Origin of the sequence: Variovorax sp. OK212, from assembly GCF_900112425.1 — a bacterium.
Taxonomy (GTDB): Bacteria; Pseudomonadota; Gammaproteobacteria; order Burkholderiales; family Burkholderiaceae_C; genus Variovorax.
The window spans coordinates 39,393-53,258 of record NZ_FOLP01000031.1; the positions used below are offsets into that span (position 1 = coordinate 39,393).

Consider the following 13,866-nt stretch of genomic DNA (forward strand, 5'->3'; position numbering starts at 1 on the left):
GCTGTAGCTATCGCTATCGCGGCACGGCATTCGCCCTGGCCGCCACCAGGCTGGTGCCGGCGGGCACGGCGACCGCCCCGGCGTTCGCCGACGAAATCTTGCCGATGCGCGTGCCCATGGGTTCGACGCTGTTCTCGCGCTCGATGCGTTCCTGCGTCCGATGGTTGAGCAGGATGATGCTGATGCGCCGGTTGATGGGGCTGCGCGGCTCGGCCTTGTCCAGGTGCATGCTGTCGGCCAGGCCGATCACGCGCAGCACCTTGCCCTCGGTCATGCCGCCGATCACCAGCTCCCGGCGCGATGCGTTGGCGCGGTCGGCGGAGAGCTCCCAGTTGCCGTAGGACTTGTCGCCGTTGGTGTAGACGATGGCGTCGGTGTGGCCCGACAGCGTGATCTTGTTGGGCAGGCCGTTGAGCGCCGGGCCGAGTTCGCGAAGGATGGTGCGCATGTGCGGCACCACGCGGGCGCTGGCCAGCTCGAACATCGGGCGGTTCTCGGTGTCGACGATCTGCAGGCGCAGGCCTTCGGTGGTGATGTCGATCAGGATCTGCGAGCGGAACTGCTGGAACATCGGGCTCTTCTCGATCAGCTCCTCGAGACGGCGCTTCATGTCGGCCAGGCGGCTCGCGTCGGCCTCGTCCTCGCTGGTGGTCTCGGAGAACTTGACCTCGCCCTCGACGTGCATCGGGTCGGCGCCGCCGCCGGGGATCATGCTGGCGCTCAGGCTGGCCTTGTCGCCGCCGTTCATCGCCACGCGCAGTGGCATGCGGAAGTGCTCGGCAATGCCCTCGCGCTGCTTGGGGCTCGAGATGGACAGCAGCCACATGACCAGGAAGAAGGCCATCATGGCCGTCATGAAGTCGGCGTACGCGATCTTCCAGCCGCCGCCATGGTGCGCGGCGCCCCCGCCCTTGTGGACGTGCTTGATGATGATCTGGGGCTTGCCGTCGCTCATGGTCGTTGCTCGTTCGCTGTGTCTGCGCCAGGGGCGTCAGCGCGCCTTGACGCCGCGGACGTGGTCGTCCAGCTCGGTGAACGACGGGCGTTCGGTCGAGAACAGCACCTTGCGGCCGAATTCCACCGCGAGCTGCGGCGCGTAGCCGTTGAGGTTGGCCAGCAGCGTCACCTTGGCGCACTGGAAGATCTTCATGCCCTCTTCGACCTTCTGCTCGATCAGCGAGGCCAGCGGCGAGACGAAGCCGTACGCCAGCAGCACGCCCAGGAAGGTCCCCACCATGGCGTGGGCGATGAGCGCGCCCATCTCCGAGGGCGGCAGGTTGGCCGAGGCCAGCGCGTGCACCACGCCCATCACGGCGGCAACGATGCCCAGCGCGGGCAGTGCGTCGGCCACGCGGGACAGGCTGTGGCCCGGCACTTCGGCTTCGTGGCGGATGGTCTCGATCTCGTGGTCCATCAGCGCCTCGATCTCGTGCGCATCGGTGTTGCCGCTGATGACCAGGCGCAGGTAGTCGCACAGGAAGACGGTGATGCCCTCGTGCGCCAGGATGTTCGGATAGCGCGCGAAGATCTCGCTCTTGGTGGGGTCCTCGACGTCGGACTCCAGCTTCATCATGCCTTCCTTGCGGGCCTTGGCCAGCAGCTCGTACAGGAGCGCGAGCAGGTCCATGTAGAGCTGGCGGTTGTGCTTGGAGGAGCGCAGCAGCAGCGGCAGTTCCTTGATGGTCGCCTTGATGGTCTTGCCGTTGTTGCCGGCAATGAACGCGCCCAGCGCGGAGCCGCCGATCATGAGCAACTCCACCGGCTGGAAGAGGACGCCGAAGTGCCCGCCCATGAGGCCGTAGCCGCCGAAGACGGCACCGATCACCACGATATATCCAGCCAGAATCAGCACGCGCTACCCCTCATCGCCCGAAGGCTTCATATCAACAAACTCCGAACGTCCGCAAGCGGACGCGGAGCGCTTTTCCTACACCGCGCCGCCGAGATCCATCAGGGGCGCAGCGACCGTCAGGCCTGCCCGGCGCACTTCCGCGACCTTGGGCTTGCGCGCCTTGCCCGCACGCGAAGGCGGGCGGCACAGAACACACACATATCCGTTCTTGTTGTCATGCGCGTGCGCCACGAAGTGGCCGCCGCACCGGCTGCAGGTACTGAGCTGCAGCATGTCGCTGTCGAAGAAGCGCACCATGGTTTCGGCACGCGTGAAGTCGAGCACCACCTCGCCGCCGTGCGAACCGATCTGCTCCACGTAGAGCCGGTAAGCCTTGATGAGCGCGGGCAGTTCGTTCTCGTCAGCCTCATCGAGCATGAAGCGGTAGATGTTGTAGAACATCGACGAGTGGATGTTGGCCAGCCACGTCATGTACCAGTCGGTAGAGAAGGGCAACAGGCCCTTGGGTGGCGAAACACCCTTGAGTTCCTTGTACAGGCGGATCAACCGCTCCCGGCTCAGCGCAACCGCCGCCTCGAGAAACTGCAGCCGCGCACCCAGTCCGATCAGCTCGACAGCGAGCTGCACTTCCCGGACCTCGCCAAGGACGCTCTTGCGGATCATGCGGCCGCCGCGCTCACGCCACGCATCGGGGTCTGCGCCTGGGCCTGGCGTGCCGCCATGAGGATCGACATGTGGGCCTGCTGAAGCGCGGGCTCCTTGCCTTCACCGACCACCGCGAACATCGGCTGGTCGTCCAGCCGGAAGCTGCACAGCAGGAAGTTGGAAGCCGCCAGCTTCACGATCTGGCTGAGCGACATGTTCGCCAGCAGATCGGCCAGTTCGCGGCCGACGCCGAGGCGAAACATGGCCTCCGCGCGGTCCTGCTTGACCAGCTTCTGCGCAAGCAGCATATAGGCCAGATTTATCTCGCCGATTTCTTTCGACATTACGCCGCCAGCACTGAAATTGATGTTTTCCACGTCTTGTTCCATTTCCGATTTCCAGTCCACTTTGGTTCTAATCAATCGTGTATACATTATATACACAAAGTTTTACACTTCGACGAACTTTGTAGGAAATCGCGACAAAAAAAGTAGGACGTGTCTGACACGAAGGCGACACGTTCCCTCTGAGGAGTGCTGCTTTTCGCGAAAAACGGCGGCGTGGCAATCGTGCAACCAGTCGTTACAAACATCGCTTATCAGCAATAATTTATTCATGACCAATTACACATAAATAAAGACTATGAGCATTCATGGATTCACTGGACGGCGTAATTGCCGATTCAAATGAAATGCTCATGACTTTGCATTGACCACGGGAAGATTTAATTCGCTTCATGGCTTTCCAGACCATGGATCCAGGCCATCAGCTCGGCCACCGCCAGGTACAGCTGCGGCGGGATCTGCTGGTCGAGGTCGACCTGCATCAGCAGCTTCACGAGGTCCGCGGACGAGTGCACATACAGCCCGTTCTCGCGCGCCTCGCGCATGATCGATTCGGCCACCACGCCGTAGCCCTTGGCCACGACGACCGGCGCCTTGCCCTTGTCGGCGTACGACAGGGCCACCGCGCTGTTGCGGTTGTCCATGCCCTGGTTCAGCGCGCCGGTCATGCGGCCTCCGCCTGCGCCACGGCCTCGGTCCCGGCTTTCGCCGTGACCTGCAACTGCTGGAGCTGGAGGCCCGCGGCCTCGAAGCGCCGCGCGAGCTGGCCCGCGTCGCCGCGCAGCCGTGCCATCGTGGCCGTCTCGCGCGCCGACAGGTGCGCCTGCACCGAGGGGCCGGCCACGCTCACGCGCAGGTCGACTTCGCCCAGGCGCGGCAGCTGCAGCGACACGGTGGTCGACCAGCGGCGCACGCCCTCTTCGTCCGCGCCCGCGCCTTCGCGCGCGTCGGACTTCGCCTGCTCTTGTTCTTCCTGGATGGACCAGGTCATCGGCACGTCGGGCCAGGCCTGGCCGCTCCAGCGGAACACGGCGCCGGCCAGCAGGTCGAGCTGCTGGTGCACGAGCGTGACGGCTTGCGGATGAATGACTTCGTTGCCGCGCGCGGCCTGCGCCACCGCGGAGATGTCCGACTGCCGCGCGGCTTCGCCGGCGCGGTGCGCGGGCGAGGCGCTGTCGAAGGTGCTGCCCGCGGGCACGCCTTCGCCCTGGCGGTAGGCCGCCTGCAGGCGCGAGGCCTCGACCGCCGCGGCGGGCGCCGCCGGTTCGGCGGCCGGCGCGGCGCCATGCGGCGCACCGGTGTTGGCGGGCGCTGCCTGCGTTGCGGATGCGTTCGCCGGGGCGCCGCCCTGGCTGGTGTTGCCTGTGAAAGCGCTGGTGTCGGGCATTGCGGCAAGCGTCGCATCGCCTTGTGACACAACAGCCGTCGCCACTGCGGCAGCGGCCTGCGGCGCATCGGTTGCGCCGGGCACAGCCGCGGCAACCGCTGCATTCGCCGTGCCCGACGGGTTCGCCGTCGTCACCACCGGCTTCGCGACCACGGGCCCGGCCCAGCGCGCCTGCGGCTCCAGTGCCATCTGTGCGAGCGAGCGGCCACCGGCCGCGAACTCCGCCAGATGCGATTCATAGAAGAGACCGCTGTCGGCCACCGTGCTCGCCAGCGCACCGGCCAGCGCCGCGGCGTTGGCGGGTTGCTGGCGCGACGCCATGAGCGGCGACGCACCGCGCACCGGACCCGGCTCCGCCTGCAGGTCGGCCAGCACCGCGCCGATGACGCGTGCCGCCACCGACAGCCGCGTGGCCACCGACGCCGGCGCGCCGCCGCCCAGGTGAGCAGCGCCGCCCAGCAGCGCGCCCGGGATCTGGCGATCGAGCGCGGCGTTCGAAGGCAGCCGCACATCGTTCTCGACCCTGGCGACCGGCACTGCCGGTCCCGGCGCACCGATGGCCGCCTCGCCCTTGATGCCCAGCACGTCGAGGCGCGGTGCGAGCCTTGCGGCCAGCAGTGCGTCGATCAGTCCGGCGAGTGCAGTCATGGGAGTGGTGGTTCGGGTGAAGGGTCAGGAGATGCGGGAGGCCGTGCGGTCCGTCAGGGACGGCTCAGTGCGTGGGCCCGTATGCGCGGCCCAGGCTCTTCTGCCTGTGCAGGCTGCCCATGCGGCTGACGAGGTCCTCGATCTGCGGCTTGATCAGGCCCGACACTTCGGCCTGGTCCACGCGGATGCGGTCCAGCAGACTGAGCACGCGCTCGACCTGGATGGCGTCCAGCGTCTCCAGCGGCTCGATGGCCCGCAGCCGTTCGACCAATGCAGCGCAGCGCGCTTCGAGCTCGGGCAACTTGCCCCAATCCTTGGCGCGAGCCAACGCCAGCATCTGCGCGATGTGGGTTGCAAGCTCCTCATAACAATGAACGACCTCACTCCGGACTGCCATGTTGTTCCCTGTCTTTGTAGTCATGTAATGCAGCCGCGGCTCAGCCGTGGCTTCCGTCATCGATCTCCCGCCAGGCGGAAGCGACGTTTTCGAGCAGTTGTCCTGCTTCGTCCAGCGCCTGCACGTCGTTGTGCAGGTTCGCCTGGAACAGTCGCCGCACGACGTAGTCGTACAGCGAAGAGAGGTTGCCCACGAGTTCGGCACCGGCTTCGCCGCCGGCCGTGGCGTCGAGCGCGGCCTTCAGGCCGTTTTCCACGATGCCGATGGCCTTGGAGATCGCCTGCCCCTTGGCCTGCGTCTCGCCGGCCGTCATGTGAAAGCGGGCCATGCCGATGGCGGACTTCGCGCCGTCGAACAGCATCACGATGAGCTGGTGCGGCGACGCGCTCATCACGCTGGTTTCCACGCCGACGCGCGCATAGGCACCGGCGCCGGTGCGAAGGTTGTGAGGTGTGTACATCGGCTGCTCCGTGTCGCTGGTCTGGCGGGGTGTGCTTACTTGCTGCTGCTGTTCGACATCGCGTCGAACTGCTGCGTGAGGTAGGTCTTGGTGTTGTTCATGCTGTTGATCAGCACGTCCAGCTGCGTGAACTGCGCCTTGTAGCGGGCAACCGTGGAGTCCACGCGCGTCTGCACGGCGTCGTACTGGGTGTCCAGCTCCTTGATGGTGGAGGTCACGCCGTCGCTGGCGACCTTCAGGGCGCCGGTGTTCAGGTCGGTCACGATCGCGTCGATCTGCTTGCCGTAGCCGCCGGTGCTGCCGGTGGCGCTGGAGAACAGGTTCGCCACGCCCTTCAGGTTGGTGGACAGGGCCTTGTCGAGCTTGGTGGAATCGATGGCGATCGTGCCGTCCTTCTGGAAGGCCACGCCGATCTCGGTGAGCACCTTCATGTCGTTGGCGCCGCCGGCCTGCGGCGTGGTGAGCGCCTGGCGGATGCGCGTCTGCAGGTTGCGCAGCGTGCTGTCGCCCACCAGGGCCGCACCGGTCTTGGTGTCGGGGTCGTAGGACGTCAGCGACTTGGCGGTGCTCTGCAGCGCGTTGTAGGCGTTCACGAAATCGGTGATCGCCGTCTTCACGCCGGCCGTGTTTTCCTTCATCGACAGGCCGGTCTTGCCGGTGTTCACCAGCGTGAGCGTGGCGCCCTGGATGGCTTCCTTCACGGTGTTGGTCGCGCTGGTGACGTCGATGCCGTTCACGTTCAGCTTGGCGTTCTGCGCCACCGAGGTCTGCTTGAGGTTCTGCGTGCCGGCCGGGTCGTTGCCCACCAGGTTCTGCAGCGTGGCGTCGCCGGCCACCGAGATGCGCATGCTCGACTTCTCGCCGGTCGTCGAGGACGTCAGCACCAGGCGGTTGGGCGTGCCGCTGCCGTCGTTCACGATGGAGGCCGTCACGCCGGCGCTGGCGCCGTTGATGGCGTTGCGGATGCCTTCGAGCGTGTTGTTGGTCGGGTCGATGGTGATCGACTTGGCGGGCTGGCTGGCGTCCGCCGTGAAGGTGGCGCCGGTGTACTGCCCGGTGGTGGCGTTGAGCGTGCCGCCTGCGATCTGGCCGAAGTCGATCGTGATCTTGCCGTTGCCGATGGGGGTCTTGGTGTCCACCTGGCCGGCGCTGATGACGGTCTGCGCCTGCGCGAGCTGCTGCACATCGATGGTGTAGTTGCCCGCGGCGCTGACGTCGGTGGCCGATGCGGCCAGGATGCCGCTGACGGTCGGCGTGCCGGTCACGCTCTGGAACAGCGCCGGGTCGCCCAGCTTCTTGGCGGCGGTCTGCAGCGTGCTGAGCGCGCTCTGGATCGTGCCGTAGGCCGACAGCTTGCTGGTGTAGCTCTTGGCCTTGGCCTGGAGTGCCACGAGCGGCTGGCTCTCGGCGGTCTGGAGCTGCGTGAGCAAGCTCGCAAGGTCGAGGTTGGCGCCAACGCCGAGGCTGCTGATCGTTGCCATTTGGATGTGTTCCTGTATTGCTTGTTCTGCCGGGGATGAAGGTCTCGCGCGCGGCCTCAGGCCGACTGGTCGACCAGCAGGCCGTTGCCTTCGCGCATGAGCTTGGCGATGCGCACGACCTCTTCGTTCGGGATCTGGCGGATGACTTCGCCGCTGGCGCGGTCGACCACCTTCACGATGAGTTTGTCGGTGTCCTTGTCGACCTCGAACTGCAGGCCGACCTCGCGCAGCACCAGCGCCGCGTTCACCTCGTGCACGGCCCGCTCGACCTGCACCGGCGTGGCCTCGTCCACGGCACCTTCCGCCGCGGCGGACGACGCCGCCGCGCTCGCGCCGGCACCGCCAGCGCGGCCGGCGAGCAGCTGCGTCCAGGGGCTTTCCTTCGCGGGAATGGAGGGCACGGGGTTCGACATCGTTTTCTACCTTGTGGTCTGGCGGTTTCGCTGTGCTCTGGGGCCTCGCCTTCGGGCATGGCCACAGAGCACAGCGCAGGCAACCCCGGGCTTGCTCCCGGAACCTGCGCCTGCCGGATCCCCCCTTGCAAAGGGGATCCGGCTTTCCTTTTCGCTAACTGGAGGTTGTGGATTAACGCAGGAGGGAGAGCACGCCTTGCGTCGTCTGGTTGGCTTGCGACAGCACCGAGGTACCAGCTTGTTGCAGGATCTGAGCGCGCGTCATGTTCGACACTTCAACGGCGTAGTCAGCGTCTTCGATGCGCGAACGCGACGACGACAGGTTGGTCACCGTGGTGCCCAGGTTGGCGATCACCGAGTCGAAACGGTTCTGCACCGCGCCCAGCGAGCTGCGCAGCTTGTCGACCTTCGACAGAGCGGCGTCGAGTGCCTTCAGCGGGTCGACCGTCGACTTTGCGTCGCTGACGGCGTTGGTCGTCAGCTTGCCGGCCTTGGCCGAGTCGGCGTACACCGTGCTGCCTTGCGCGTCGGTCACCACGCCGTTGGCGTTCAGGTTGATCGATTCGGCGGCGGTGGTGGTCAGGCCGCTCACGCCCATGTAGGCGCCGGTCACTGCACCGCCAGCGGCTGCCACTGCGTAGGCCGTGGTAGCACCTGCGCCGTCGATGTCGATGGCGCCAGCGCCAGCGTTGATCTTGGCGGTCACTTGGTCGGCCGTGGCCTTTTCACCGGCAACCTTGAAGGTGCTGGCGCCGGCAGCAGCCGTCACCACGGTGTAGGAAGCGCCGGTTGCGCCGATGGTGATCGAGTCGCCAGCAGCGGACATGCCGGTGGCTTGCTCGAGCACTGCCGACAGCGTGGCGGCGGTCGTCGTGCCGGTGCCCGTCTTGGTCAGGTTCTTCGAAGTGTCGAGGTACAGAGCCGAGCCGTCGGCAGCGTCGGTCAGGGTGCCGTTGCTGTCGATCTTGACGTCCATCGAGTGGGTGCCGAGCTTGACCGTGGCGGTCACGCTGGTGCCAGCTGCCGGGGTCAGCGAGGCGAGCGTGTTGGCTTGGCTGCGAGCAGCTTCCGTGGCCGTGTAGCTCTTGGTCGCTGCGCTGTACGTGTACGTTGCGCCGCCGGTCATCGCGACCGTGCCGGTGTCTTGCATCTTGGCCAGCACGTCGTTGGCGGTGGCGCCGTTGGCGGCCGTGGTCAGCGTGCGGGTGTAAGGCGTGACGCCGTTGGCGGTCGTGCCTGCGGCGAAGCCGGCGACCAGCAGGTCGGAAGCGGTGGCACCCTTGTTCTTCGAACCGGTGTTGTTGACGTTGAAGCCGTCCAGACCCAGGGTCTTGGCGCTGATTTCCTGCAGGTCGATGTCGATGGTTTCGCCATCGTTCGCGCCGACTTGCACGGTCAGCTTGCCAGCGTTGGCCGACAGGACCTTCACGCCGTTGAACTGGGTCTGTTCCGACACGCGGTTGATTTCGTCCAGGCGCTGGCCGATTTCCGACTGGATCGAGTCCAGGTCGCTGGCCGAGTTGGTGCCGGTGGCGGCTTGCACCGACAGTTCACGAACGCGTTGCAGGTTGTTGTTGACTTCGGTCAGTGCGCCTTCGGTCGTTTGAGCGATCGAGATGCCGTCGTTGGCGTTGCGCGTTGCTTGCGTCAGGCCCTTGATGTTGGCCGTGAAACGGTTGGCAATGGCTTGGCCGGCAGCGTCGTCCTTGGCGCTGTTGATGCGCATGCCCGAAGACAGGCGCGTGATGGCCGTGCTCAACGCCGATTGCGACTTGTTGAGGTTGTTTTGCGTGACCAGGGAAAGCGAGTTGGTATTGATGACGGATGCCATGAAAACTCCAGATGACAAAGTTGTGGGAAATCCGGCCGAAGCCTTCAACGCCTACCAGGTCCGATTCGGGACACAAGCCGTCGTTGAATCAGTTATCGACGCCCCCCCGGAAAACTTTAGGCAGTCCGCAAGAATTTTTGACATCGCCTCGAAATACCCCGTCGGCCGGCGTCAGGCCTGCAGGTTCATCACTTCCTGATAGGCGGTGACCAGGCGGTTGCGCACCTGCAGCCCGGTCTGGAACGCCACGTTGGCCTTCTGCAGGTCGACCATGACGTCGTTCAGGGCGACGCCGGGCTTGCCGAGTTCGAACGACTCGGCCTGGGCATAGGCGTTTTGCTGGGCGCCGCTGATGTTGGCGAGCGAGCGCTTGAGCTCGGCGGCGAAACCGCCGGCCTCGGCCGGCGCACCCGCCGCACCCGTCGAGGGGGCGATGCCGGTGTTGAGCGCGGTGACGCGCATCTGTTGCAAGACGGATTCGATGGCGCTGATCGACATGGGATCTCTTCTTCCTGTGTGAACACTTCTGCGTGACTTGACAAGGAGGACGCAAGTCCTCCGGCTGGCCCGCAGCGTATCAAGGGAAGACCCCGATTCAAGGGTGCAACTGAGGCAGAAAACCCCGGCTGTTCGGCCATTCGAATTCCATTTGACTGTTGACAATCGTCGCCAAACGAACAGGCCGTGGACGACTCGACCGGCCCTCCGGAATGAACTCTCAACACCGAATCTCCTCTCCAAACCCGGCATCGGCCCCTGGTGGCCGCCAAGCCCTGACGAAGGTGCACCCATGAGCACAGCCGTGCCCACGGGCGACATGGCGACAGCTGGCAACGGTTCCGGCAACGGCCTGCCGCCGATCCTGGAACGCATGCGCGCCCAGCCCAAGCTGCCGATGATCGTCGGCGCCGCGGCCGTGGTGGCCGCGGCGGCCGCGTTCATGCTCTGGAGCCGCGCGCCCGACTACAAGGTGCTCTACACCAATGTGTCGGACCGCGACGGCGGCGCGATCATCGCGTCGCTGCAGCAGATGAACGTGCCCTACAAGTTCGCCGAAGGCGGCGGCGCGATCCTGATCGCGGGCGACAAGGTGGCGGAAACGCGCCTGAAGCTCGCGGCGCAGGGCCTGCCCAAGGCCGGCGGGGTCGGTTTCGAACTGATGGACAACCAGAAGTTCGGCACCAGCCAGTTCGCCGAGCAGGTGAACTACCAGCGCGGCCTCGAAGGCGAGCTGGCGCGCTCCATCGAGTCGATCGGCACCATCGAGGCGGCGCGCGTGCACCTGGCGCTGCCCAAGCCGTCGCTCTTCGTGCGCGAGCAGAAGAAGCCCTCGGCGTCGGTGGTGCTCACGCTCATGCGCGGTCGCAGCATCGACGAAGGCCAGGTCAGCGCCATCGTGCACATGGTGTCCAGCAGCGTGCCCGACCTGGACGCCAAGAGCGTCACGGTGGTCGACCAGCGCGGCAACCTGCTGTCGTCGGCGCGCGGCGCCGACCGCGGCCTGGACGTGAGCCAGCTCAAATATGCGCAGGAGATCGAGGCCGGCTACATCCGCCGCATCGAGGCCATCCTGCAGCCGCTGGTGGGCGCGAGCAACGTGCGCGCCCAGGTGGCGGCCGACATCGACTTCTCGGTGGTCGAGCACACCGACGAGAAATACAAGCCCAACCAGGACCCCTCGCAGGCCGCCGTGCGCAGCCAGCAGAGCAGCGAGTCGGCCCAGCACGGCAGCGGGCCTCCGGGCGGCGTGCCGGGCGCGCTGTCGAACCAGCCGCCGGTGAACCCGACCGCGCCGATCGTCGGCCCGCGCGCACCGAACGCCCCCGGCACCCCGCCGCCCGGAACCCCGGGCGCACCGGGAACGCCGGGTGCCGCTCCCGGCACGACGGCGTCCACGGCCTCGACCGCCGCCACCGGCCCGAGCAGCACCCGCAAGGACACCACCACCAACTACGAGCTCGACCGCACCATCCGCCACGTGCAGCAAGCCGCCGGCGGTGTGAAGCGCCTGTCGGTGGCCGTGGTGGTGAACAACCGCGACAGCGTGGACGGTGCCGGCAAGAACACCAGCCGCGCGCTGACGCCGGCCGAGCTCGACCAGATCCGCAACCTCGCGAAGGAAGCCATGGGCTTCAGCCAGGACCGCGGCGACTCGCTCAACGTGGTCAACAGCGCCTTCGCCCGCGACGCCGACAGCGGCCCGGGCCCCGAGGTGCCGTTCTGGAAGGACCGCGAGAACATCGAGATCGGCAAGTCGCTCGGCCAGTACCTGCTGTACGCGCTGCTCGCACTGTTCGCCTGGCTCGCCGTGATCCGTCCGCTGGTGCGCCGCCATGCACCGCCGCCGCCGGCGCCCGCGCTGGCACCGGAACCCGACGAAACCGCCCCCGCCGCCGCGCCGGAAGCCTCGGGCCCGTCGCAGGAAGAAGCCCTGCGTGAACGCGAGGCCAACCGCAAGAAGGCCGACATGGAGTACGCGCAGCAGATCGCCGACAAGGATCCCAAGCTGGTCGCGGCCCTGATCCAACATTGGATGAACAACAATGAACAGTGAATCGGGAACCCGCAAGAGCGCCATCCTGCTGATGGCGCTCGGTGAAGACCGCGCCGCCGCCGCGCTGCACCAGCTGCCCACCTCCGAGGTGCAGGCGCTGGGCCTCGCGATGTCCAAGCTGACCTCGGTCTCCAAGGAAGAGCTGGCCGCCGTGCTGTCGGAGTTCCGCCAGGAAACCGAGCAGCTGTCGGCCCTGCACCTGGGCTCGACCAGCTACATCCGCGCGGTGCTGAAGAAGGCGCTGGGCGAAGACCGCGCCAGCAACCTGCTGGAAGACATCCTGCAGCCCGACGAGCCGCGCGGCGGCATCGAGCGGCTCAACGAGCTGGAAGCCGGCGAAGTGGCCGAGCTCATCCGCGACGAGCATCCGCAGATCCTTGCCACGCTGCTGGTGCACCTGGACCGCATGAAGGCCTCCGAGGTGCTCGAGAAGCTGCCCACGCGCCTGCGCCACGACGTCATCATGCGCGTGGCCACCTTCGGCGGCGTGCAGCCGTCGGCGCTGAACGAACTGACCGACGTGCTCAGCGAGATGCTGGCCGGCCAGGGCCTGCGCCGCAGCCGACTGGGCGGCGTGCGCACGGCGGCGGAAATCGTCAACCTGATGAGCACCACGCAGGAAGAGGAAGCCATCGCCCATGTGCGCGAACAGGACGAGGCGCTGGCCCAGCGCATCGTCGACGAGATGTTCGTGTTCGAGAACCTGCTGGGCCTGGAAGACCGCAGCATCCAGCGCCTGCTCAAGGACATCGAGAGCGACTCGCTCATCATCGCGCTCAAGGGCGCGCCGATGGAGCTGCGCGACAAGTTCCTCAACAACATGTCGCAGCGCGCCGCGGAAACGCTTCGCGAGGACATGGAGCTGCGCGGTCCCGTGCGCGTGTCGCAGGTCGAGACCGAACAGAAGGCGATCCTGCAGGTGGCACGCCGCCTTGCGGAATCCGGCGAAATCGTGATTGCAGCGCCTGGCACCGATGACTTTGTCTGACCCCCGCTCCTACGGCGGTGCCAACGGCACCAACGCCAACGTCAACGACGCCTCGGCGCTCTTCGGCGGCTCGCCGGAACGCCTGGCCGCCATCCACGCCGCGGCCCGCCAGGCCGCGGCCGGCCCCAAGCCCGTGCTGTCTGCCTGGGAACGCTGGGAGATGGGCACGCTCGACGGCAGGCCGCCGTCCGCGAGCCGCAAGGCCGCCAGCGCCGCCCGCACCGCCGTGCCCGTGCCGCCGCCCGCGCCCCCCGCACCGAAGATCGACCTCGCCGAGCTCGCCCGCATCCGCAAGGACGCCCGCGCCGCCGGTGAAGCCGAAGGCCGGGCCGACGGCCTCGCCGAAGGCCGCAAGGCCGGCCACACCGAAGGCCTGGCCACCGGCCTGGCCGCCGCCACCGTGCACGCCGAGCGCCTGCGCGCGCTGACCCGCTCCTTCCCCGACGCCCTGCGCCGGGCCGAAGGCGAGCTGGCCGACACCGTGCTCGCACTGGCACTCGACGTGGCGCGCCAGGTGGTGCACCGCACGCTCACGGCCGAGCCCGCCTGGGTGCTGCCGCTGGTGCGCGACCTGCTGAACACCGAGCCGGCCCTGCGCGGCGAACCGCGCCTGCTGCTGCACCCGGAAGACGTGGCGCTGGTGAAGAACAGCCTGGGCCACGAGATCGAGGCCGCCGGCTGGCAGGTGCGCGCCGACGACACCCTGACGCGCGGCGGCTGCCGCGTGCAGTCCGCCAACGGCGAACTCGACGGCACGCTGGAGACCCGCTGGAAGCGCGTCTCCTCGGCGCTGCGCGACGGCACCGAATCCGCCTGAATTCGCCTGAACCCGCCCAGCCACCCCGGACGCTCCAGACACCCATTTC

At 67.0% G+C, this 13,866-nt stretch carries 15 protein-coding genes; 3 read left to right on the forward strand and 12 right to left on the reverse strand.

Annotated elements, in window-relative coordinates; all coding sequences use genetic code 11:
- Positions 1 to 13 precede the first annotated feature (13 nt).
- The 12 genes from motB to fliE all read right to left on the reverse strand — a co-directional run bounded on the left by motB (position 14) and on the right by fliE (position 9,956).
- Positions 14 to 955, reverse strand: coding sequence for a flagellar motor protein MotB (motB, locus tag BM004_RS37915; protein WP_093131116.1), 942 nt, complete (start codon positions 953 to 955; stop codon positions 14 to 16).
- 36 nt (positions 956 to 991) lie between these two features.
- Positions 992 to 1,852 (reverse strand): flagellar motor stator protein MotA, encoded by an 861-nt coding sequence (gene motA, locus BM004_RS37920; protein ID WP_093221720.1) that lies wholly within the window; start codon positions 1,850 to 1,852, stop codon positions 992 to 994.
- 75 nt (positions 1,853 to 1,927) lie between these two features.
- Positions 1,928 to 2,515 carry a flagellar transcriptional regulator FlhC gene (gene flhC, locus BM004_RS37925; RefSeq protein ID WP_093131120.1) on the reverse strand — a complete coding sequence of 196 codons (588 nt, stop codon included), beginning with the start codon at positions 2,513 to 2,515 and terminating at the stop codon, positions 1,928 to 1,930.
- Positions 2,512 to 2,886, reverse strand: a complete 375-nt coding sequence (flhD, locus tag BM004_RS37930) for a flagellar transcriptional regulator FlhD (protein WP_256220258.1) — start codon at positions 2,884 to 2,886, stop codon at positions 2,512 to 2,514. Before flhD ends, flhC begins: the two co-directional genes overlap by 4 nt.
- A gap of 335 nt (positions 2,887 to 3,221) precedes the next feature.
- Positions 3,222 to 3,509: an EscU/YscU/HrcU family type III secretion system export apparatus switch protein gene (locus BM004_RS37935; protein ID WP_177206762.1), complete on the reverse strand. Its 288-nt coding sequence runs from the start codon at positions 3,507 to 3,509 to the stop codon at positions 3,222 to 3,224.
- Entirely contained in the window at positions 3,506 to 4,876 is a 1,371-nt protein-coding gene (locus tag BM004_RS37940) for a flagellar hook-length control protein FliK (RefSeq protein WP_093221725.1), read from the reverse strand. The genes BM004_RS37935 and BM004_RS37940 overlap by 4 nt, the downstream gene beginning before the upstream one ends.
- Before the next feature lie 64 nt (positions 4,877 to 4,940).
- A complete protein-coding gene (locus BM004_RS37945; protein WP_256220259.1) occupies positions 4,941 to 5,273 on the reverse strand; it encodes a flagellar protein FliT in 333 nt (110 codons plus the stop codon).
- A gap of 40 nt (positions 5,274 to 5,313) precedes the next feature.
- A complete protein-coding gene (fliS, locus tag BM004_RS37950) occupies positions 5,314 to 5,733 on the reverse strand; it encodes a flagellar export chaperone FliS (protein WP_093131124.1) in 420 nt (139 codons plus the stop codon).
- 35 nt (positions 5,734 to 5,768) lie between these two features.
- Positions 5,769 to 7,214 carry a flagellar filament capping protein FliD gene (fliD, locus tag BM004_RS37955; protein WP_093131126.1) on the reverse strand — a complete coding sequence of 482 codons (1,446 nt, stop codon included), beginning with the start codon at positions 7,212 to 7,214 and terminating at the stop codon, positions 5,769 to 5,771.
- A 56-nt stretch (positions 7,215 to 7,270) separates the two neighbouring features.
- Positions 7,271 to 7,627 (reverse strand): flagellar protein FlaG, encoded by a 357-nt coding sequence (locus tag BM004_RS37960; RefSeq protein WP_093131128.1) that lies wholly within the window; start codon positions 7,625 to 7,627, stop codon positions 7,271 to 7,273.
- A gap of 172 nt (positions 7,628 to 7,799) precedes the next feature.
- Positions 7,800 to 9,458, reverse strand: coding sequence for a flagellin N-terminal helical domain-containing protein (locus BM004_RS37965; protein WP_093221727.1), 1,659 nt, complete (start codon positions 9,456 to 9,458; stop codon positions 7,800 to 7,802).
- A gap of 171 nt (positions 9,459 to 9,629) precedes the next feature.
- On the reverse strand, positions 9,630 to 9,956 hold the full coding sequence (gene fliE, locus BM004_RS37970) for a flagellar hook-basal body complex protein FliE (protein WP_093131132.1): 327 nt from the start codon (positions 9,954 to 9,956) through the stop codon (positions 9,630 to 9,632).
- A gap of 292 nt (positions 9,957 to 10,248) precedes the next feature.
- Between fliE and fliF the strand changes: the two genes are divergently transcribed.
- Genes fliF through fliH form a run of 3 tightly spaced genes read left to right on the forward strand, consistent with a single transcriptional unit; the run spans position 10,249 to position 13,817 of the window.
- Complete coding sequence (gene fliF, locus BM004_RS37975; RefSeq protein ID WP_093131134.1) at positions 10,249 to 12,012, forward strand: flagellar basal-body MS-ring/collar protein FliF; 1,764 nt, start codon at positions 10,249 to 10,251, stop codon at positions 12,010 to 12,012.
- Positions 12,002 to 13,000: a flagellar motor switch protein FliG gene (fliG, locus tag BM004_RS37980; protein WP_093131136.1), complete on the forward strand. Its 999-nt coding sequence runs from the start codon at positions 12,002 to 12,004 to the stop codon at positions 12,998 to 13,000. The genes fliF and fliG overlap by 11 nt, the downstream gene beginning before the upstream one ends.
- Positions 12,987 to 13,817: a flagellar assembly protein FliH gene (fliH, locus tag BM004_RS37985; RefSeq protein ID WP_093131138.1), complete on the forward strand. Its 831-nt coding sequence runs from the start codon at positions 12,987 to 12,989 to the stop codon at positions 13,815 to 13,817. The genes fliG and fliH overlap by 14 nt, the downstream gene beginning before the upstream one ends.
- The last annotated feature ends 49 nt before the right edge of the window (positions 13,818 to 13,866 follow it).